Origin of the sequence: Polaromonas sp. UBA4122, assembly GCA_002381615.1 — a bacterium.
Classification (GTDB): Bacteria; Pseudomonadota; Gammaproteobacteria; order Burkholderiales; family Burkholderiaceae_C; genus Polaromonas.
On sequence record DFWY01000060.1, the window covers coordinates 9018 to 30513 of the forward strand.

Here is a 21496-nt window from a genome sequence, read left to right on the forward strand (position 1 = left end):
CAACGGCACGGCACAGATATTTCCAAACGCCTTTTGCCTCCTGCCCCCTTTCAGCCATAACAACATGCAGTTAACGAAGGCCGACCGCCGGAAAGGGCCGCAGACCCGAATGCCGTGCCCCGCCGCGTGGTGTCGATCAACAGGGTTGAAGCGACTTGATATAGTCTTTATTAAACGTAAAGCCCCAGCCCGGACGCTCCGGAACCACCGCGCTGCCGCGATTGAATTCGATCGCTTCGTTGTAGAGAGACGAAAACCACGGCATGTACTCGAGATACATCGCATTGGCCAGGCCACCCAGTACCTGAAGGCTCATTTCACTGAAGAGATGGCTCGATACAGGGATGTCATAGGCCTCGGCCATGTGCGCAACCTTGACGAACTCGGAGACACCGCCAACCCGCTGCAAGTCAGGCATCAGGATATCGGCCGATTTCAATTCGAGCATCTGTCGGAATCCATAGCGGGTGTATTCCGTCTCTCCGCTCGCAATCGGCGTATCCAATGCCGCGGCGACACGTGCCACGCCTTCCAGATCGTAGGCAGGAAGCGGCTCCTCGAACCAGGTAAGCTGAAATTCCTCCAGCATGCGTCCAAGACGAATCGCACCGCTGACGGTCATTCCTTGATTGGCATCTGCCATCAACTTCACTTGCGGTCCAATCGCTTCGCGCACTGCACGAACCCGGGCTACATCCTCGCTAAAGGTGGCGCTACCCAAGCGCATTTTAATGGCCTGGAAACCCTGACCGACGAAGTCCTGCGCCTCTCGCGTCAACGCATCGATCGAACTGGACAACCACAAGCCGCCGCTGTGATAGGCCGGGACAGTCGGACTATGTCCGCCTAGCAACCGATAAATCGGCAGGCCCGATGCTTTGCCGAGTATGTCCCACAGCGCACCGTCGATGGCCGAAATGCCGACGATCGAGACCCCCTTGTGGCCGACAAAATTGATATCTTTCCACGCCCGTGACCAGAAGTTCCCGATATGTCCCGCATCGCGGCCCTTGACCAATGGGATCAGGCTGTGCACCATCTCGCGCAGCACGGGGGTGCGCACGTTATTGAGCGTGAACACCAGGTTCTCGCCGGTTATTCCCGCGTCGGTGACAACTTGCACCAGCACGCATCCGAACTGCGAAATTTCTCCTAATGCGCTGTGAATCGGTGCTGCCATCGGAAGAATGACGGATTCAGTTCTGACATCGATAATTTTCATGGGTAAGAACTCCTTTAACGGGTAACGGTTGGGCCATCAATCAGGTAGCGTTCAAGTACAGCCGGATCGGGATCACAGCCTAAACCGGGTCCTTGAGGCACAGGCAGTTGCCCGTTTTTCGGAAGGACGTAATCCCCAAAGAGACGTGCCTCTGCATCCATCCACAGGCATTCCACCGGCGGATTGCTCGGCATTGCGGCAGCAAGATGGAGTGTTGCAATAAAGCCCGGCCCAAAATAGGGCGAGTGCGGAGCAACTCTGACACCGTAAGCGTCGGCCAGCGAAAGGATGCGGCGAAATTCCGTGATACCACCAATTTTTGTCACACTCGGCTGGGCGATGTCAATCGCGCCAGCGTCCATCATGCTCTTGAAGTCGAACAACCCGGCTGCATTTTCGCCAGCAGCAATCGGAATCCCTTGCGCCCGAACACGTGCCAGGCCGGCATGGTCTTCAGGCGGCCAGACCGGCTCTTCAAGCCAGTGCAGACCATCGTCCTTAAGACTCTGCGCCATGCGGATGGCCTCCTCCACTGTCCACGGGCAATTGGTATCAAACATGATGTGCGCATCGGGTCCAACCGCGCCCTTGGCCGCGAGAAAGGCCTCACGCGTGATTTCGTGCAGCTTGAAATAGCGATAGCCTTCAGCGTACCCGGCAGCGCAATTCTTTGCCACCAGGACCGGGTCGGTGTAGCGCAGCAAGCACTGGTAGGCTGTCAGGCTGCGCCGATTGCTGCCGCCGAGCAGCTGATAGATTGGCTGGTTGGCAAGCTTGCCGACAATATCCCACAACGCGATATCGATCCCGGAAAGGGCATAGATCACAGAGCCATTGCGACCGAGCAGGTGTAGCGTCTGCTGCATTTCCTGCATTAAGCCAGTGATGTCACGCGGATCCCGACCGATGAAGAGGGGCGCTACCAGCGTGTCCAGTGTTGCCTTGGTTCCTTGATTGACCACATGACCGAAGGCTTCGCCCCAGCCGGTAATGCCGGCATCGGTTTCCACTTTCACCAACAGAGTATCGATGTGCGACCATGGCTTCCCGGCGAACAGCTGCGGCGGAGCATGCATGTCAAAGGGAATGGAAACAATGGAGGTTTCTATCGAGGTAATTTTCATGACGACCTTTTTTTATTGGTTCGTGGAGGTGCCCAGATAGGCGGCTTCCAGCACACCTGGTGCGCGCGCCGACGCGGCGTCGGTGTTCAGGACGAGCTTTCCGTGAACCATGACATACACGCGGTCCGCCACGCGCAGGGCCTTTTCCACGGCTTGCTCTACCAACAGAATCGCTGCGCCTTTTGCACGCAAGCTCTCCACGACCTCGAGCACGCGGTCAATCAGCACTGGCGCAAGACCGGCCGAGGGCTCGTCAAGGATCAGTAGTTTTGGTCGCCGCACAATGCCTTGCCCGACCGCCAGCATTTGTTGCTGCCCCCCACTCAAGGCCCCGGCCTTGTCGTGACGCTTTTTCGCAATGTCGGGGAAAAAGGCGTAGGCTTCCTCGACCAGCGCAAGCCGCCGCGCCGCCGGCACGTCAAATGCCGCCAGCAGCAAATTTTCCTCAACCGTCAGCGGGGCGAAGACGCGGTGTCCTTCCAGCACGTGCACCAACCCACGCTTGCCACACTCTCGCGGCGAAAGCCTGGTGATGTCATCGCCATCAAACGTCACGGTTCCCCCTGTTTTCAGGATCAGTGAGGAAATTGCTTTCAGGAGCGTGCTCTTGCCAGCCCCGTTTGGTCCAACCAGTGCGACGATTTCCCCCTGTCCCAGCGACATATCGAGATTTTCGATAACGCGTAAAGAGCCGTATCCCGCTGCCAGCCCCTTGACGGATAGCAGCGGTCGGACCAACTCAGGTGCCGAGGTATGCATTGATCACTTCCTTGTTGGTGCGGACTTCAGACGGGGTTCCCGAAGCCAGCACTTTGCCGAGATTGAGGACGGTGACATGGTCAGATATCCGGAAAACCAGATCGGTGTGATGCTCGATCAGCAGGACCGCGACACCCAGGGCGCACATTTCTTCAATCAAGGTCCCAAGGTTCTCGATTTCATTGTGCGCGAGGCCAGCGGCCGGTTCGTCGAGGAGCAATATTTTCGGCTGCATGACGAGGCAACGGGCGATCTCCAGAAAACGCTGTTCCGTATGCTGCAACTGATCCGCCCTGCATTCGGCGCAGTGCGCCAGACCCACTGCGGTGAGTGCCTGGTAGGCCCGCTCGCGTATCGCCTTATCCTCGCGGCGACTGTCTGGCAATCCCAGCGCAGTAAGCGGGAAACTGCTGGAGAACTGGCTATAGGCGCCGAGCATCGCGTTTTCCAGCACGCTCAAATTCCCCAGAACACGAGGCGTCTGAAAGGTGCGCGCGATGCCCAGACGGGATCGGGACTGCACCGGCAAACCGGCAATGTCATGTTCGCCAAAACAGATCGTCCCCTGGTTTGCTGCGTAGTAACCCGATATGACATTGAGCAAGGTCGTTTTCCCGCTGCCGTTGGGACCGATCAAGCCGTGAATGGTGCCTGGCTGGACCTCCAGATCGACGCCATCGAGCGCCCGCACGCCGCCAAAGGCCAGCGCTACATTCTTGACAATGAGGGGTGTGGCCGCCTTGTCGCCCGCTCTGGAGATAACGGCCGAAATAACCCCCACCTTGGGTGCCGTAATGCGATTGGCGATCGGCCGTTTTTTAAAAATCCTGTCGAGATAGTCCGCCATCCCCCCTGGGACGATCAACACGACCAGCAGCAGCAACAGCCCATAGGCAAAGGTCGACCAGGCCACCAGTGGCGCCGCGATTTCCGGCAACAACGTCAGAATGGCGGTACCGACCATTGGCCCCACGATGCGGCCGCGGCCGCCGATGAGCACCGCAATAAAAAACATCACGGAAAGGTCAAAGGTGAATGCGTCGGGAGTGATGTACGTCTGGCGTGCGGCGTAAAGAGCCCCCGCCAGGCCAGCCAGGCCGCCGCTGAAGGTGAATGTGACCAACTTCAGGCGCACAACCGGCACGCCCATTGCCTCGGCGGCCACCTCGGCATCGCGCACGGCAATCAGCCCACGACCAAAGTTGCTGATGGCGATATTGCGTAGCAAATAGGTGGCGATCAATGCCATCGCGAGCACCAGGTAGTAAAACCCGATGGACGAATTGAACGGAGCTGGAAAGACCGGGCCGGGAAGTCCAATGCCACCGCCAGTGAGACTTTCCCAACCCAGCGCGACCTGGGTCACGATCGTGGCAAAGCCTAAGGTCGTCATCGCAAAGTAGAAGTTCTTGAGCCGCAGCGACGGCAGTCCGATCACAAACCCAAAGAAGGCACCGCTGCACCCCGCGAGGACCAGGGCCACCAGCGAGGGCACCCCCAATTTCTCGCACAGAATGGCTGCGGTGTATGCACCAATCGCCAGCAGACCGACGAAGCCGATGGCCAGCTGGCCGGCGTAGCCGACAATCAGATTCAGCCCGGCGATCAACACCCAGTAAATGCACGCCAGGGAGGCAATCTGGATCCAGTAGTTATCCACGAAACTCGGCAGGATGCCAGCCACCAGCAAGGCCAATGCGAGAGGCGCGAACTGGCTGATCAGACGACCCGGGTTCGCAGGATTCGCGACCCCTTTGACTGCATTTGAAAAAGTCGACATTACACCCTCCTCGCTACGCTACTGCCAAACAGACCTTGTGGTACCAGCACCAACACCGCAATGAACAGGGCGAAGGTCACGACACCAACAAATACGCCGCCGACAAGATAGTTGGCGACCTGCTGCAGGATGCCGACGGCCAAGCCGCCCACCAGCGCGCCGCGATTGCTGCCGATACCGCCGATGGCAATGGGGATGAAACCATAGAAGGTGAGCAGTGCACCAATCGCGAAGAAGGCGAAGAGTAGCTGACCGCCAACGAAACCCGCCAGCGCCCCCACGAAGCCCGCCAGCCCGTAGCTGATGACACGCATGCGTCGCTCAGGGATGCCGAGCGCCAGCGCCGCGCCGGGATCTTCCGAAATCGCCGTGAACGCGCGCCCCCATAGGGTCTTGCGGTAAAACAGGTCAATTGTCACCATGGTCAGCAGGCAGACGACCACCGGCAGCCAGTATTTCTCTGCCAGTGCGCCCGCGCCAAGACCAATCAGCGTCGGGAACGGCCTCGGTTCGGTCCCCCACCAAATTGCCGCGGCGGTTTGCACCATCAATGCGAAGGCCAGCGTGCTCAACACGTAAAAGTGCTGCTCAATGTTCTTCAGCACCGGGCGCACCGCAATCAATTCCGTGATGAAGCCAAAAGCAATTCCGACCAGCATCGCCGCCGGAAAGCCAAGCCATATCGGCCATTGCAAGTCGCCAATGAACCATGCCCCAAATACCGCACCGATCATTCCAAGCTGACCAGAGGTGAAGCTGAGGACCTTGGAGGTCGAGTACATGATGTTGTAGCAGATGCCGATCATCGCGTAGATCGAGCCGATGGCCACGCCCGCGATAAGAATGCTTAGTATCATTTAAGAAAGTTTCCTGCTGTGGTGATGGCGAACGCGCACCGCGCAATCAAGGGTAAACCCGAAACGCCAGGCAAAGTCCAGCCGGCGGCGGACTGCACCGACGCGGGCCTTCCCCGATTTGCTGCTTACGTTCGGCGCTGAATCGTTTCGAAGCGGATTACTTGCTGTAACCCGGCGCCAGCGTGTAGGATCCGTCTTTGAACGAATCTGCGCGATTCATGACGATGTCGTTGACATCGTAGCCATTATGATTGGTAGCGGTGTAGGTGTAGTGTCCGAAAGCCCCGGTAAAACCCTGGAGTGATTCCAAGGCTTTTTTAACGTCATCCGGCTTACTGGTGCCGCTTCCCTCGTACCCGCGGCGAATCAATTGCACTGCGTCGTTGCCAGCCGCGATCCACCACAAGGTGGTGTCATCGACCCTGACCTTCTTGCTGACCACCGCCGCCAGGAATTTGGCAGTGTCCTCCGGCAGCTTGCCGTCCTTATCGAAACTGGTCTGCTTGTAACCAATGTTGTACACCGCGTTCCAGTTCTCCGGTTTTGTCAGCAACGCCTTGATCGCGCCGGAACCCAATGCCGGATGGCCCACGATCGGCGCCGTCCAATTCGCTTCCGCACGGGCGTTGATCAACCGCGCATTGAGCGCTGCCGAGTCGCTCCAGAGCAGCACAACGTCAGCGCCGGAATTTTTGGCTTTCTGGATATCCGTCGTAACGTCACTTTGATTGGCTTCGATCAGGGCTTTGTAGCTGATGTTGGCGCCCTGCTTTTTCAATTCCTGCTCCGACAGATTGACCGTGGCAGTACCGTAGCCACTGGCATCGCCGATGATGGCGATGTTCTTGGCCTTCAGCGTTTTCAGAATATAGTTGTGCGCCGCTTCGGTCCACTGCTTATTCGCCGGCAGAATACGGAAGGTGTACGGATATTTCTCTGGATCGATCAGGGTGTCGACCACCCCGTACACCATACTCGGGATCTTCTGACGCGCGATCAGCGGGGTAGTCGCCAAACCTTCCCCGGAATTTGTCGGCCCCACCATGAAGTCAACTTTTTCCTTATTGATGAGTTCCAGCGCTGCGTTCACGGCCTTCGTCGGATCCCCTTGGGTATCGCGGGTGACGATCTCAAGCTTGCGGCCCTTGATGCCACCGCTTTGATTCACTTCGTCGACCGCATACTTGAGCCCACGATCGAAGCCGATGCCAGGTGACGAGTTGGGCCCGGTGAGTGCCACCAGCCAGCCGATCTTGATCGGCGCTGGGCTGGTCTGCGCCAGAGAGGCTATGGGAAGCGCGGCAATACCGAATGCAAACGCAATGGATGTCAGATATGACGATGAAGAAGCGGTCATGTTTGTCTCCGTTGTTAATACACTGAAATAGTGAACTAATTTTTTTATTGATACTATGCCGCCCGGGAAAGGTGCGTCAAGCGCGCTTTACACAATTCCACATAACGATTGATTATGCTCATCACGACACGCCAATTAGAAATTATCCGTTCGGTGATCCTAAGCGGGTCTGTCACCGATGCCGCGCACCAAACGGGGATCTCGCAACCTGCAGTCAGTCGTTTGCTCAAGGATTGCGAGCAACGCATCGGGTTTGCGTTATTCATGCGCAAGCAGGGAAGATTGCAGCCGACCTCCGAGGCAAAGACGATGCTGCCAGAACTCAACCGCATATTTGAAGGTGTCGAGCGGTTTCAGCGACTGGCCGAAGAGTTACGGGAAATGAAGACCGGCTCGATTCAGATCGCCACGACAGCAGTGCTCGCGGATACCGTTTTGCCGAGGGCGATCGAACTGTTCTTCGCGGCCCGACCGAAGGTGCAGATCACGATTCACAATATGCCAAACTATGAAGTCGCCGAGCGGATCGCGATGGACCAGGTCGACCTTGGATTGGTTCTGTCGCCGGAGAATTATCTGGGCACCACGATCATTGACCTGCATAAAACGGAATTGATCTGCATCGCGCCGGTCGGGCACCCGTTGGCCACCAAGGGGCATGTCGACCTGGAAGACGTGATGCGCTTTCCACTCATCTCCTTTAGTCCCACTCTTCCGCTCGGGATGACCATCGATAAGCTTTTCCATCTACGCGGACTGCGCCGACGCGTAGCGATCGAGGTGAGTCAATCGTCGACTGCCCTGACCATGGTGCGCCAAGGATTTGGCATTGCCCTGGTGGATCCATTTATCTTGATTGATGCCGACCTCACCGATATCGTGACACTTAAATTGACCCCAAGCACCCCGATTTCTGCGCAGTTACTCATACCCCATCATGAGCAACTTTCCAGAGTCGCAAAGACCTTCGTCAAATCCATTCACACGGCCGTGGCCAATCTGGTGGCGAGCAAAAAAATCTAGGTTACAGTTCTTGCGAGATTTTTCTTGGAACCTCAACCACCCCCGCCTTCACGCGACCACCAGGGCCGTACCCATATGCCTCGCATCCCTTATACACCGGCCGATATCACCGAGCCGAAAGAAATTGTTGACGTCCTGCGAAGCCGTCGCGGCGGCGGGCTGTTGCATCTGGATCGGATGCTGCTGCATAGCCCGCCTTTCGCCAAAGGTTGGGCTGCGCTGCTCACTGAGCTCAAAACCGGGTCGGTGCTGCCGCCCAAATTGCGGGAGCTGGCTGCTTGCGTCGTCTCGCAACTGAATGGCGCGGAGTACGGATTCCAGCAACATGCGCCCCAATTCCTCCACGCCGGTGGCACGCCGCAGCAGGTCGAGGCTTTACGCACACCGGAAGCAGCCAGTCACGATGGGACCTTGTTTGGCGCCGACGAACGCGCGACGATTCGGGTCGCCCTGGAGATGACTCGCAATGTTGGCGTCAGCGATGCTGCCTTTGCGGCGCTCCGCGAAGCGCTGCCCAGCGATCGGCACATGGTTGAGTTGATCATGGTAGTCGCCACCTTCAATATGGTGTCGCGATTTCTCGTAACGCTGAATGTGGAGATGGAACACTGAGTGGCGGCCTCCAGCCAGCCAGGCTCAAAGCGGAAGTTTTTTAACGCGCGGTATGGGCGGCCTTGGCGTGGATGTCGGAACACTCGCCGGTCTTTACTAACGCGAAGCCCCAACTTCGTTGAGATGGCCCGCAGCGCGACCCGGCTGGTCGCTTCAGCCATTGTGTCGACCGTTCGCATGAAGCGCCAGGATGTCGTAGACCGCGGTATTGACCGCCGTCCGGACCCCGAGCTTCTCACCACGGCGGCTAACGTCGCCGCTCAGCCACTCAACCTCCAGTCGATTACCTCGTTCCAAGTCGTTGTGCATCGACGAGGTCATGCTCTCTGGCAGCTGATCGCAAAAACGCAGCCGGTTGTCGACGAAGTCCGGCGCGAGATGCACTCCTTGTGCAATCGCGACATCGACAACTTCCTGCATCACGTCGGCTAGCAATTGGCGAGATCGTGGGTTGGAGCGCACATTCCCAATCGGGCATCGCGTTGCTGAAGTGGTGGCTGACAGCCCGACCAGGAAGACGAACTTTTCCCAGATTGTCTTGCTGATGCAGTCACTGATCTCGGCGTCAATACCGGCGCGCACGCAGGCCTCGTGGAAGCGCTGAATCCGTTCGGACTTTCGACCGTCGTACTCGCCGAACACAAGTTTCTGCATCGCGCCGGTATGCGCGATCACGCCCGGTTCGGCGATGGTGGCCGCGATATAGCAAACGCCGCCGATGACCGCATCCATACCGAGTGCCGCAATCAGGATATCGTCCTTGACTACGCCGTTTTGGAACGAGATAACTGCGGTTTCCTTGCCAATGAGCGGTCGGATCATCTCGGCTGTGGATTCGGTGTCCCACAGCTTGACACAGAACAGCACCAGATCCACACGACCGACTTCGCGAGGGTCGGCGGTGACCTTCGCATCCTTCAGGTGCACGTCACCCAATTGACTCGTGAGCTTCAGACCATTGGCCTTGATGGCCGCGAGGTGGCTGCCTCGGGCAATGAAGGTGACATCGCAACCGCTCTTGGCCAACCTGGCACCAAGGTACCCACCGATCCCGCCGGATCCCATCACCGCAATCTTCATTGTTCGCTCTTTATTGAATGATCATTCGATGATAAGTCTACGGCGGAATAGCAGCCAGAACAAACAAGCGGCGCGTGGCGGCAGCCAAGCAACTCTCCGGCCAGATTCACTTATTCGATGAAGCCGAAGCATTGGCGCAATCGACAACAGACGCACAAGACATTGACCCCATCCCTGTCGAGGCAGCATCGTCTGAGGCCAGTGTCGACTTCCTGGCCATGCTGCTGGCGGTCAAGTTCGTCGATGGCTTGCCGCTGACGCGTTTCGAATACGGATAATTTCCATATCATTGAAAACAAATTAGTATTATTGAAACGTTTCGAAGAATTCGTTCAGCCGGTCCACATAGAGCTGCCTGGCTGAGGCTTCGATGAAACTGGCCTCAAAACTGTTGCGCGCCAGCGTGTAGGCGTGCCGGGCGTTGAGCGTCAGAGCGGCAAAGGTTTGCGTGAAGTTGTCATTCATGTAGCCGCCAAAGTAAGCCGGATCATCCGAATTGATGGTCGCTACCAGCCCTGCATCAAGCAGCTGGCGCAGGTTGTGGTGGGCCAGATTAGGGAACACGCACAGCTTGAGATTGGACAGTGGGCACACGGTGAGCGGGATGCGGTCGGCTGCGAGGCGTTGCATCAAGGCCGCGTCCTGGCTGGCCTGAACACCATGGTCCACCCGCTCGACCTTGAGCACATCGAGCGCCGTCCACACATAAGCGGGTGGTCCTTCTTCACCGGCATGCGCCACCCGATGAAAGCCCAGCGCACGGCAGCGCGCAAACACGCGTGCAAACTTTTCGGGCGGGTTGCCAAGCTCGCCGGAATCGAGTCCCACGCCGATCAGCTTGTCGCGAAAAGGCAAGGCTTTCTCCAGCGTTTCAAAGGCCTCTTCTTCACTGAGGTGGCGAAGAAAACACAGGATTAATGAGGCGCTGATACCCAGCTCGACCTTCGCATCGACACAAGCGCGGTGCAGGCCGTTGATGACGGTTTCCATGCCCACGCCCCGTGCCATGTGCGTCTGCGGGTCGAAAAACAACTCGGCGTGAAGCACCTTGTCCTGGGCTGCGCGCAGCAGATAAGCCCGTGTCATGTCGTAGAAGTCCTGCTCTTTCAGCAGCACGCTGGCACCGGCGTAATAAATATCGAGGAAGCTCTGCAAATTGGTGAAGGCATAGGCGCTGCGCAGTTCCTCCACACTGGCATAGGGCAAGGCCACGCCATTGCGCTGCGCCAGCGCAAAAATCAGCTCAGGTTCCAGCGAGCCTTCAATGTGAATGTGCAGTTCGGCTTTGGGCATTCGCCTGAGCAGGTCGGGCAAGCGCTCGGCAGCAACGGGTTTAAGCGGGTTCATTGCAACTCCAAAACAAAAAAGCCGCCCGAAGGCAGCCGAGAAACTGACAGTGCGAACGCTCCGTCCCGAAGGCGCGGAGCGTTGCTCACCAGGATCAGTTGCCGGGAACTTTGCCTTCCACGCCCTTGACGTAGGTTTTCAGGCCGCCCAGAAACTTGTCGTCGGCGACCACATCCTTGGCGACCAGCACTTTGCCGGTGTTGTCCATGATCGGGCCTTTCCAGATGGCAAAGCTGCCGTCCTTCAGGCCGGCCTTGACTTCGTCGATGCGTTTTTTGGTCTCGTCGGGCACGTCGGCGGCAATCGACACCAGATCAATCGCGCCTTCCTTCACGCCCCACCAGGAACCCGAGTTTCCCGTCCACTTGCCTTCGAGGACTTCACCCACGGTCTTGACGTAATACGGGCCCCAGTTGATCACGGCAGAAGCCAGGTGGGCTTTCGGGCCATAGGCGGTCATGTCAGAGTCCCAGCCAAAGGCGCGCTTGCCCATTTTCTCGGCGGTCTGCAGCACGGCGGAAGAGTCGGTGTTCTGGAACAGGACATCGGCGCCGCCGTTGATCAACGCGGTGGCAGCTTCGGTTTCCTTGGGCGGGTTGAACCACTCATTGACCCAGACCACCTTGGTCTTGATTTTGGGGTTGACCGACTGGGCGCCCAGCGTGAAGCTGTTGATGTTGCGCACCACTTCAGGAATGGGCACCGAACCGACCACGCCCAGCGTGCCCGACTTGCTCATCTTGCCCGCCACCACGCCGGCCATGTAAGCGCCTTCGTAGGTGCGACTGTCATAGGTGCGCATGTTGTCGGCGGTTTTGTAGCCGGTGGCGTGCTCGAACTTGACGTCCTTGATATCGCCCGCGACCTTGAGCATGGGCTCCATGTAACCGAAGGTGGTGCCAAAAATCAGCTTGTTGCCCTGCTGAGCCATGTCGCGGATGACGCGTTCGGCATCGGCAGACTCGGGCACCTTTTCAACAAAACTGGTGACGACCTTGTCGCCATAGGCCTGCTCAACCGCCTTGCGGCCATTGTCATGGGCATAGGTCCAGCCGCCATCGCCGACGGGGCCGACGTAGGCAAATGCAACTTTCAAAGGTTCCACTTTGGCCGGTTCCGGTGCGGCCACAGGCGCCGAGACTGGCGCGGGAGCCGGCTCTTCCTTCTTGCCGCAGCCCATCAGAGCTGCTGAGGCTACGGCAGTCAATGCCGCCAGCTTGAGCAGGGAACGTTTTTGCAGGTCAGTCATGTCATCTAGCTTTCGTTGAAGGGAACAATGAAAAGGTTTACGAAAAAAATTTCTGCGGAGAGGTGAAAAAACCAATTATGCGGCCGGTAACTCAAGCTTCCGGGTAGAAGGGCTTGCCAATCGAGCTGGGCATGTTCACACGTATCCACAGCGGATTACGCGAAATCAGCACCAGTACCACGATGGTGGCCAGGTAGGGCAACGCAGTCAAAAACTGGCTCGGTACATCGACCCCCAGCCCCTGCAGGTAAAACTGCAACATGGTCACGCCACCAAACAGGTAAGCCCCAAGCAAGACCCGGGCCGGGCGCCAGGTGGCAAACGTGGTGAGCGCCAGCGCGATCCAGCCTTTGCCGGCGATCATGCCCTCCACCCACAGCGGCGTGTACACCACCGACACATAGGCACCCGCCAGCCCGCACAGCGCCCCGCCAGCCACCACGGCGGCCAACCGGATACGCCGCACCGGATAACCCAGCGCATGGGCTGACTCGGGACTTTCGCCCACCGAGCGCAGCACCAGGCCAGCACGCGTGCGGTACAAAAACCAGATCAGCCCACCGGTCAATGCCATCGCGATATAGACCATGGGGTGCTGGCGGAACAGCGCCAGGCCGAGGAAGGGAATATCGCTAAGCACCGGAATTGAAAACTGCGACTGCTCAGGCAGCTTTTGCTGCACATAGTTAATGCCCGCAAACGCCGAAAAGCCCGAACCGAAAATGCTCAAGGCCAACCCGGTGGCGTACTGATTGGTATTGAGCCAGATCACCAGCACGCCAAACATCGCCGCAAGTATTGCCCCCGCTGCCATGCCCGCAACAAAACCGAGCCATATGTTGCCGGTATGCACCACCGTGGCAAAACCGGCAATGGCGGCGCACAGCATCATGCCTTCGGCGCCCAGGTTCACGATGCCGGCTTTTTCATTGATGAGCAGGCCCAGCGCCGCAATGGCCAGCACGGTGCCGGCGCTGAAGGTGGAGGCCACCAGCAAGGCCGTGGAATCCATCAGCGGCCTCCTTTGAATGATGCAGAAATTGACGTTAAAAGCGATTTGGGAAATTTGAATCGGTAGGCAATCAAGGTGTCGCAGGCCAGCAGATTGAACAGCAGCAGCCCCTGAAACACGCCCGTCAGTGACTTGGGCAAGCCCAGACGTGACTGCGCCAGCTCGCCGCCGATGTAGAACATGCTCATCAGCAGGGCTGAGAACACGATGCCCACCGGATGCAGCCGCCCGACAAACGCCACGATGATGGCGGCAAAACCGTAGCCCGCAGGCACATAGGGCGTGAGCTGGCCAATCGGACCCGCCACCTCCAGCGCACCGGCCAGGCCCGCCGCCCCGCCGGACACCAGCAGCGCCACCCACAAGGCGCGGCGCGAGGAAAAACCGGCATAGCGCGCAGCGGCGGGTGCCAGGCCGCTGACCTCCTGGGTGAATCCGGCGTAGGTGCGAAACAGGTACAGCCACAGCCCCGCCACGCCCGCCAGCGCCAGCAAGATGCCGATGTTGACGCGCGAGCCCTGCATCAAGCGCGGGATTTGCGTCACGACCTCAAAGGTTTTGGTTTGTGGAAAGTTGTAGCCGGCCGGGTCCTTCCAGGGGCCAAACACCAGGTAGTTCAGCACCATGTCGGCCACATAAACCAGCATCAGGCTGACGAGGATTTCGTTGGCATTGAAGCGGTCGCGCAGCAAGGCGGTGATACCGGCCCACACCATGCCGCCCAGCACACCTGCAGCCAAGATGACCGGAATGATCCAGGGGCCGGTGGTTTTGCCGGCCAGCAGGGCCACGCCGCCCGCTGCCACCGCGCCCATGACAAACTGCCCTTCGGCGCCGATGTTCCAGACGTTGGAGCGAAAGCACACGGCCAGGCCCAGTGCAATGATCAACAGGGGCGTCGCCTTGACCATCAACTCGCTCAGGGCATAGGGTGATTTGATGGGCTCCCAGAAAAACACCTGCAGGCCTTTAACCGGGTCTTTGCCAAGCGCCGCGAACAGCAGCACGCCAATCACCACCGTGACCAGCAGTGCCAGAATGGGCGAGGCGTAAGTCCAGAACGAGGAGGGTTGCGGCCGGACTTCAAGTTGCGGCATGGACAGCCTTTTGATCAGTTGGGGACAGAGCTTGCCGCTGTGCGGCTGCGGTCTGTCCCGCAAGTTCCCATAATCCGCTCATCCACTGCCCGACCAGCGCCACCGTCGCTTTGGCGCGCGGCAGGGACGGCGAGAGCTGGCCCTTGGCCATCACGTACAGGCGGTCGCAAATTTCAAACAGTTCGTCGAGTTCTTCGCTCACCACCAGCACGGCGCAACCGGCATCGCGCAGCTTTAACAGCTCGCCGCGTATCTGCGTTGCCGCGCCCACGTCCACCCCCCAGGTGGGCTGCGAGACGATGAGCAGCGCCGGCCCCGCATCGATCTCGCGGCCCATGATGAATTTTTGCAAATTGCCGCCGGACAGGGACTTGGCGATGGCCTGCGGACCACCCGACTTGACGTTGTAGCGCGCGATGATCCGCTGGGCCTGAGCCTGCAACGGGCTGCCCTTGAGCCAGCCGCCGGTGCCCACGGCCTCTTTGCGCGTGAGCAGGAGGTTGCGGGCCAGCGACAGTGAAGGCACCGCACCACGCCCCAGGCGCTCTTCAGGCACAAAGTGCAGCCCCAGCGCGCGGCGGCGACCCGGGCTCAGCTTGCCGGCGTTCTGGCCCTTGACGACAATCGCCGCTGCGGCGGCCCGCGTGTCTTCACCCGACAGCGCGTACAACAACTCCTTTTGGCCGTTGCCCGAGACACCGGCAATGCCCACCACCTCACCGGCGCGCACCTGCAGCGCAATCTGGTGCAGGTCCACCCCAAACTCTTCGTCTTTGGCCAGCTCCAGCTGCCTGACGTCCAGCACGATGTCGCCCGTCTGCACCTCGCGGTGCTCCAGCGCTGGCGGCTCGGCGCCAATCATCAGGCGGCTCAGCGAGGCATTGGATTCCTGGCGCGGATCACATTCGCCCGTGACGCGCCCGCCGCGCAGTACAGTGCAGGCCGTGCACAGCGCGCGAATTTCATGCAGTTTATGGCTGATGTACAAAATGCTGCAGCCCTGGTCGGCCAGCTGGCGCAGCGTGACAAACAGGTTCTCGACGGCTTGCGGCGTGAGCACCGACGTTGGCTCGTCGAGGATCAGCAGCTTGGGATGCGTCAGCAGTGCCCGCACGATCTCCACGCGCTGACGCTCGCCCACGCTCAGCGTGTGCACCGGCCGGACCGGGTCCAGAGGCAAGCCGTACGCTCGCGCGGTTTGCGTGATGCGCTGGGACACCTCGGCCAGGCTCAGGTGTTTGTCCAAGCCGAGCCAGACGTTTTCGGCCACCGTCAGGGTATCAAACAGGCTGAAGTGCTGAAACACCATGCTGATGCCCAGCGCGCGCGCCTCTTGCGGGTTGCGCACCACCACGGGTTGGCCGTCCACGGCCACGCTGCCGGCGTCGGCTTTGACCGAGCCATAGATGATTTTCATCAGCGTGGACTTGCCCGCGCCATTTTCGCCGAGCACGGCATGGATCTCGCCGGGCTGCACGGCCAGCGCGATCCCGCTGTTGGCAACCACGCCGGGGTAGCGCTTGGTAATGCCAGAGAGCTGCAGCCGGGGCGCGATGCCTGCGCGGCTTTCAGTGAGGGGAGGCGAAGCGGTCATGACTTTCTGAATACTTGATATTTTTTGATATTTTAGGCATCTAACCCTTTAATGACGGGCGGTAGCAGCTATTATTTTAGTAGCAATTAAGCCACGGCTTTCACCCGCACCACGGTGAAGCAGAAAATGGCGCCCCGCGCCTGCGCGTCCTTAAAAAAGCTGGCGAACCAGATCCTGGAACATCATCAACACGGCAAAGGCCATCACCGCCACACCGCCCCAGCCAAACCAGGTTGTCTTGAAACCCGAGGTAAAGCGGCCCATCACCGACTTTTTGCCGGCCAGCAGCATCAGGCCCACCATGATGGGAACCGCCACCACGCCGTTGATCACGGCGCTCCAGTAGAGCGCTTTCATGGGGTCGATGGGCGTGAAGTCCAGCCCGGTGCCCACCAGCGTGGCGAGCGTGATGATGGCGTAAAAGCGCTTGGCTTCAAACCAGCGCCGTTCCAGGCCTTCGGGCCAGCCAATCGCTTCGGCAACGGCATAGGCCGCGGAGGACGCCAGCACCGGAACGGCCAGCATGCCGGTGGCAATAATGCCGCTGGCAAACAGGGCAAATGCAAATTCACCGGCCAGCGGACGCAGCGCCTGCGCCGCCTGCGCAGCGGACGTGATGTCGCGAATACCGGCCGTGTACAGCACGGCGGCACCCAGCACCATGATGAAAAATGCGATGGCATTGGAAAAAAACATGCCGATGTAGGTGTCTCGCTTGACGCGCCGCAGATCGCGGCGTATTTGCGCTTCGGTCCCTTGCCCCGCGCCCTTCAGACGCAACTCTTCAACTTCCTGCGAGGCCTGCCAGAAAAACAGGTAGGGCGAAATCGTCGTGCCCAGCAACGCCACAATCATCATCCAGTAATCGGATGTCCATTGCAGCTTCGGAATCACCAGGTCGTAAAGAACCAGACCCCATGGCACCTGCACCAGAAACACGGCGATCACGTAGGCAAACAGAAACAGTGTCAGCCACTTCAGGATGGGGGCGAGCTTGCGGTAGGGCACAAACACCTGAAGCAGCACCGTGATCACGCCAAAAACCACCGAATGGAAGTGCTCACCACCCCCCACCACCAATTGCAGCGCCTCGCCCATGGCGGAAATATCGGCGGCGATATTGATGGTGTTGGCCATCACCAGCAGCGCCACCATGGCCATCAGGAAAGACCGCGGCGTGTGCTCGAGCAGGTTGGCGGCCACGCCCTTGCCGGTGACGCGCCCGATTCTGGCACTGACCAGCTGGATGGCGATCATGAAAGGCAGCGACAAAAACACCGTCCAGACCAGCCCTGTGCCAAACTGCGCGCCCGCCTGCGTGTACGTGGCGATGCCGGACGGGTCATCATCGGCGGCACCGGTGACCACGCCCGGGCCGACATGGCGCAGGAAAGAGGGAATGCGTTTCAACATGGCCGGGAGCCTAACATAGCGCAGCGACAGCCTCCGCCTGTTTTTAATAAAAACAGGCTGTATCCCAATAATCACGGGCGGCGGATGCTATCAAATCAATAGCATTCTAAACTCATTGACAGGGGTGTGCGGCGGCCCCGTGGCAACCAGATCGCCCAGCGAGGCAAAGTAACCGTAGCATCGTTGCGGTCCAGGTACGGATCCAGCTACCTGCCCGGAGTTTCCACTTGTAGCGCCATTCAGATTTGCGGCGCCACTTTTGTCTTCCGACGTTCCAGAAGTGGGGCCTTACCCGCTGCCTTACCGTGTTGCCTTGCCGCCGGACGTCTCGGAAAACAGGGCCGCTATGGTCTGGCGCAGCCACTGGTTGCCTGGATCGGCCTCGAAACGTCTGCTCCAGTGCAGCGACACCGTGAAATCGCGCAAAGGAAACAGCGGCTCGATGATGGCGTAACCGCCGGCCGCGGCAAAGATCTGTGCGATGTTCCGCGGCATGACCACACCCAGGTCGGTGCCTTTGACAATGGCCGGCAGCACCATGAAGTGTTCGGTGGTCAGGCGCAATCGGTCTTCCAGCTGAAGCAGTTCCAGAATGCGCAGCGTGTCGGAGTGGGTCCGCACCGCCACAAACTCCAGCTGGCGCAGATCGTCCAGCAGTGCCTGGCCGCTGCGGCGCCGCCGGGTGAAGGGGTGGCCGCCCCGCAGCAGCACGATGTAGCGATCCTTGAGCAGCTGCACGCGCTGCGTGTCTTTGACCGTGGGCAAAAAGCCGAACGCAAAATCGATGCGCCCACTGTCCAGCGCCGGAGCGATGTCGCTGCTGGCCAGCGGCGAGGTTTCCAGGCGCACGCCCGGAGCGAGCCGGCGCATCGCCACCATCAGGTCCGGCAGAAAGCGGGCCTCGCCAATATCGCTCATGTGGATGCGAAAGACCTTGCGTGACTGCGCCGGGTTGAACTGCTCGGCTTCGTTCAGCGCATGTTCCAGGGTACCCAACGCCGACTGCACCGCCACGGCCAGCCGCTCAGCCTTGGGCGTCGGCGCTACACCGCCCGGGGCGCGCACAAATAGCGCGTCCTTCACCAGCAAACGCAGCCGGGTCAGCCCCTGGCTGGTGGCAGGCTGCGTCAGACCCAACAAATCGGCTGCCCGGCTGACGCTGCGTGCGCGGTATACCGCATCAAACACACGCAAAAGATTGAGGTCAATGTCGTTGATATGCATTTGGCGAATATTAAATAGTCTCTGTATTTTATTGATTTATGAAACAGACCCGCCGAAGATCGCTATCCGGCTGCCCCTTCTCACACATTCCGCACCGTTACTGGAGACTCAACTGATGACGACAACTGTCCGTGAAGCCGTGCTCGATTTGCTGCGCGCCTTCAACATGACCACCATTTTTGGCAACCCGGGCTCGACGGAGTTACCGCTGTTCCTTGATTTCCCGAACGACTTCCGCTACGTGCTGGGCCTGCAAGAGTCCGTCGTGGTCGGCATGGCCGACGGCTACGCCCAAGCCACGCACAACGCCGCTTTTGTGAACCTGCATTCGGCTGCAGGCGTTGGCCATGCGATGGGGAACATCTTTACCGCCCACAAAAACCGCACGCCGATGGTGATCACGGCGGGTCAGCAGGCGCGGTCCATCCTGCCTTTCGACCCGTTTCTGTTCTCTAGCCAAGCCACCGAACTGCCCAAACCTTACGTCAAATGGAGCGTCGAGCCCGCCCGTGCCGAAGACGTTCCCCTGGCCATCGCGCGCGCCTACTACATCGCGATGCAACAGCCGCGCGGCCCGGTGCTGGTGTCGATTCCCGCCGATGACTGGGCGCGCGAATGTGAACCCGTCTCGCCCCGCCGGGTCAGCACCGAAACCCGCCCCGAACCGCAGGTGCTGGCGGCTATCGGTGACGCCCTGGATGCCGCCAAGCGCCCGGCTTTCGTGGTCGGTGCGGCAGTGGACCGGGACCAAGCCTGGAACGACGTGGTGCGCTTGGCCGAACGCCACAACGCCGCCGTATGGGTAGCCCCGATGTCGGGCCGCTGCGGCTTTCCCGAGGACCACCGTCTGTTTGCCGGTTTCCTGCCCGCCATGCGCGAAAAAATCGTTGCGTTGCTCGCCGGCCACGATCTGATATTCGCGTTGGGCGCTCCCGCCTTCACCTACCATGTGGAGGGTGCCGGCCCACACGTGCCCGGCGGTGCCCAGTTGGTGCAGCTGATTGAAGACCCGGGCATTGCCGCCTGGGCACCCGAGGGAACCTCCGCCGTGGGCGGCATCCGCCTGGGCGTGCAAGATTTGCTGGCCCGCCCTGCACCGCCCGCACTGGCACAACGCGAACGGCCCAAGCCGCGCGCACCGCGCGCCCGCATTGAACCTGACGCTACCGGCCCGCTGATGAGCGTGGCCTTTGTCATGCAAACCCTGGCCGAAGTACGTGACCCGCATTCCATTGTGGTCGAGGAAGCGCCCAGTTCGCGGCCAGTCATGCAGGCCTACCTGCCCATCCTGCACAGCGAAACTTTTTACACCATGTGCAGCGGCGGCCTGGGCCATGGCCTGCCTGCAGCGGTTGGCGTGGCGCTGGCCAAGCCGGACAAAAAGGTGATCGGCCTGCTGGGCGATGGCTCGAGCATGTATTCGATCCAGGCGCTGTGGAGCGCGGCGCAACTGAAACTGCCCATCACCTTCATCATCCTGAAAAACCGCCGCTACGCCGCGCTGCAGGAGTTCGCGCCGACTTTTGGCTTCAAGCCTGGCGAAACCCTGCAAGGCACCGACCTGCCCGAGCTTGACTTTCTCGCGCTCGCCAAAGGCCAAGGCTGCGACGCCGTGAACGTACACGATGCAGCCCAGCTCGCCAGCGTGTTGCAGGGCGCCTTGCGATCCCCCCGTCCGATTCTGCTTGAAGTGGACGTGGCATGATAATTAAAAAGCACTGCCAGTGCTTTCCCGTTGGGCACAAGAAGCTATCACTTTTATAGCAGCTCAGCATCCACCCTTTCGCACCAGGAGACAAACCATGAACCGCATTTCCCTTCTGATCAACGGCGAACAAATCGCCGCCGGCAACGGTGCCACGTTTGAGCGCCGCAACCCGCTGGACGGCACGGTCGCCACTGTCGCTCCGGCGGCCACCGTGCAAGACGCCGTCGCCGCCGTCGAAGCCGCTGCCAAGGCGTTCCCGGCCTGGTCCGCCACCGGCCCCGGCGAACGCCGCGCGCTGCTGACCAAAGCCGCCCACGCGCTGGAAGCCAAAGCCCCCGCCTTCATCGCCGCCATGGCCGCTGAAACCGGCGCCTCGGGCCTGTGGGCCGGGTTCAACGTGCACCTGGCGGCGAACACCCTGCTGGAGGCCGCATCGCTGACCACCCAGATCACCGGCGACGTAATCCCCTCGGACGTGCCTGGCAGCCTGTCCATGGGTTTGCGCCAAGCCGCAGGCGTGGTGCTGGGCATGGCCCCATGGAATGCGCCCGTCATCCTGGGCGTGCGGGCCGTCGCCGTGCCGCTGGCCTGCGGCAACACCGTGGTACTCAAGGGGTCGGAGCTTTGCCCAGCCACCCATGGCCTGATCATTGAAGCGCTGCAGGAAGCCGGCTTGCCCCAAGGCGTAGTCAATTTCATCACCAACGCTCCGGCAGATGCCGCTGCCGTGGTGGAGGCAATGATTGCCCACCCGGCAGTGCGCCGCGTGAACTTCACCGGCTCTACCGCTGTCGGCAAGATCATCGCGGGCCATTGCGCAAAGTACCTGAAGCCTGCGGTGCTGGAGCTGGGTGGCAAAGCACCGCTGGTGGTGCTGGACGATGCCGACCTGGACGCTGCGGTGAATGCCGCCGCCTTTGGTGCCTTTGCCAACTCCGGGCAGATTTGCATGTCCACCGAGCGCATCATCGTCGACCAGGCCATTGCCGATGAATTCGTAGCCAAGCTGGCTGCCAAAGCTGCCAGCCTGCCACTGGG

Annotated in this window: 19 protein-coding genes; 5 read left to right on the top strand and 14 right to left on the bottom strand. The window is 60.0% G+C overall.

Annotated elements, in window-relative coordinates; translation table 11 throughout:
• Nucleotides 1–136: 136 nt before the first annotated feature.
• The 6 genes from B3F77_RS07735 to B3F77_RS07760 all read right to left on the bottom strand — a co-directional run bounded on the left by B3F77_RS07735 (nucleotide 137) and on the right by B3F77_RS07760 (nucleotide 7099).
• Nucleotides 137–1222 (bottom strand): mandelate racemase/muconate lactonizing enzyme family protein, encoded by a 1086-nt coding sequence (locus B3F77_RS07735; protein ID WP_293604400.1) that lies wholly within the window; start codon nucleotides 1220–1222, stop codon nucleotides 137–139.
• A gap of 14 nt (nucleotides 1223–1236) precedes the next feature.
• Nucleotides 1237–2346: a mandelate racemase/muconate lactonizing enzyme family protein gene (locus B3F77_RS07740; RefSeq protein ID WP_026778898.1), complete on the bottom strand. Its 1110-nt coding sequence runs from the start codon at nucleotides 2344–2346 to the stop codon at nucleotides 1237–1239.
• A 12-nt stretch (nucleotides 2347–2358) separates the two neighbouring features.
• Nucleotides 2359–3105: an ABC transporter ATP-binding protein gene (locus B3F77_RS07745; protein WP_293604401.1), complete on the bottom strand. Its 747-nt coding sequence runs from the start codon at nucleotides 3103–3105 to the stop codon at nucleotides 2359–2361.
• On the bottom strand, nucleotides 3086–4885 hold the full coding sequence (locus B3F77_RS07750) for a branched-chain amino acid ABC transporter ATP-binding protein/permease (protein ID WP_293604402.1): 1800 nt from the start codon (nucleotides 4883–4885) through the stop codon (nucleotides 3086–3088). Before B3F77_RS07750 ends, B3F77_RS07745 begins: the two co-directional genes overlap by 20 nt.
• Nucleotides 4885–5742, bottom strand: coding sequence for a branched-chain amino acid ABC transporter permease (locus B3F77_RS07755; RefSeq protein ID WP_293604403.1), 858 nt, complete (start codon nucleotides 5740–5742; stop codon nucleotides 4885–4887). Before B3F77_RS07755 ends, B3F77_RS07750 begins: the two co-directional genes overlap by 1 nt.
• 157 nt (nucleotides 5743–5899) lie before the next feature.
• Nucleotides 5900–7099, bottom strand: a complete 1200-nt coding sequence (locus tag B3F77_RS07760) for an ABC transporter substrate-binding protein (protein ID WP_293604404.1) — start codon at nucleotides 7097–7099, stop codon at nucleotides 5900–5902.
• A 114-nt stretch (nucleotides 7100–7213) separates the two neighbouring features.
• On the opposite strand from B3F77_RS07760, the gene B3F77_RS07765 reads away from it, so the two are divergent.
• Together B3F77_RS07765 and B3F77_RS07770 are read left to right on the top strand one after the other, a co-directional pair.
• Nucleotides 7214–8122, top strand: coding sequence for a LysR substrate-binding domain-containing protein (locus tag B3F77_RS07765; protein ID WP_293604405.1), 909 nt, complete (start codon nucleotides 7214–7216; stop codon nucleotides 8120–8122).
• Between the two features lie 75 nt (nucleotides 8123–8197).
• Nucleotides 8198–8734 carry a carboxymuconolactone decarboxylase family protein gene (locus B3F77_RS07770; RefSeq protein WP_293604406.1) on the top strand — a complete coding sequence of 179 codons (537 nt, stop codon included), beginning with the start codon at nucleotides 8198–8200 and terminating at the stop codon, nucleotides 8732–8734.
• Nucleotides 8735–8887: 153 nt separating this feature from the next.
• Here the strand turns inward: B3F77_RS07770 and B3F77_RS07775 are convergent, their stop codons facing one another.
• Entirely contained in the window at nucleotides 8888–9814 is a 927-nt protein-coding gene (locus B3F77_RS07775; protein ID WP_293604407.1) for a ketopantoate reductase family protein, read from the bottom strand.
• A gap of 74 nt (nucleotides 9815–9888) precedes the next feature.
• On the opposite strand from B3F77_RS07775, the gene B3F77_RS07780 reads away from it, so the two are divergent.
• Nucleotides 9889–10092, top strand: a complete 204-nt coding sequence (locus B3F77_RS07780) for a hypothetical protein (protein WP_293604408.1) — start codon at nucleotides 9889–9891, stop codon at nucleotides 10090–10092.
• 28 nt (nucleotides 10093–10120) lie between these two features.
• Here B3F77_RS07780 and B3F77_RS07785 read toward each other — a convergent pair whose 3' ends face one another.
• From B3F77_RS07785 to B3F77_RS07815, 7 genes are all read right to left on the bottom strand, one after another.
• Nucleotides 10121–11161 (bottom strand): adenosine deaminase, encoded by a 1041-nt coding sequence (locus tag B3F77_RS07785; protein WP_293604409.1) that lies wholly within the window; start codon nucleotides 11159–11161, stop codon nucleotides 10121–10123.
• 94 nt (nucleotides 11162–11255) lie between these two features.
• On the bottom strand, nucleotides 11256–12410 hold the full coding sequence (locus B3F77_RS07790; protein ID WP_293604410.1) for a BMP family ABC transporter substrate-binding protein: 1155 nt from the start codon (nucleotides 12408–12410) through the stop codon (nucleotides 11256–11258).
• A gap of 91 nt (nucleotides 12411–12501) precedes the next feature.
• A complete protein-coding gene (locus B3F77_RS07795; RefSeq protein ID WP_293604411.1) occupies nucleotides 12502–13422 on the bottom strand; it encodes an ABC transporter permease in 921 nt (306 codons plus the stop codon).
• Nucleotides 13422–14519: an ABC transporter permease gene (locus B3F77_RS07800; RefSeq protein ID WP_293604412.1), complete on the bottom strand. Its 1098-nt coding sequence runs from the start codon at nucleotides 14517–14519 to the stop codon at nucleotides 13422–13424. The genes B3F77_RS07795 and B3F77_RS07800 overlap by 1 nt, the downstream gene beginning before the upstream one ends.
• Nucleotides 14506–16113: an ABC transporter ATP-binding protein gene (locus B3F77_RS07805; RefSeq protein WP_293604413.1), complete on the bottom strand. Its 1608-nt coding sequence runs from the start codon at nucleotides 16111–16113 to the stop codon at nucleotides 14506–14508. Before B3F77_RS07805 ends, B3F77_RS07800 begins: the two co-directional genes overlap by 14 nt.
• Nucleotides 16114–16263: 150 nt before the next feature.
• Nucleotides 16264–17526: an Nramp family divalent metal transporter gene (locus B3F77_RS07810; RefSeq protein WP_293604414.1), complete on the bottom strand. Its 1263-nt coding sequence runs from the start codon at nucleotides 17524–17526 to the stop codon at nucleotides 16264–16266.
• A 300-nt stretch (nucleotides 17527–17826) separates the two neighbouring features.
• Nucleotides 17827–18750, bottom strand: coding sequence for a LysR family transcriptional regulator (locus tag B3F77_RS07815; protein WP_293604415.1), 924 nt, complete (start codon nucleotides 18748–18750; stop codon nucleotides 17827–17829).
• A gap of 115 nt (nucleotides 18751–18865) precedes the next feature.
• On the opposite strand from B3F77_RS07815, the gene mdlC reads away from it, so the two are divergent.
• The gene (gene mdlC / locus B3F77_RS07820) at nucleotides 18866–20455 is read left to right on the top strand and encodes a benzoylformate decarboxylase (protein WP_293604416.1); all 1590 of its coding nucleotides are present in this window, start codon (nucleotides 18866–18868) and stop codon (nucleotides 20453–20455) included.
• A gap of 97 nt (nucleotides 20456–20552) precedes the next feature.
• Nucleotides 20553–21496, top strand: a 944-nt coding sequence (locus tag B3F77_RS07825) for an aldehyde dehydrogenase family protein (protein WP_293604417.1), incomplete at its 3' end; no start/stop codon positions are given.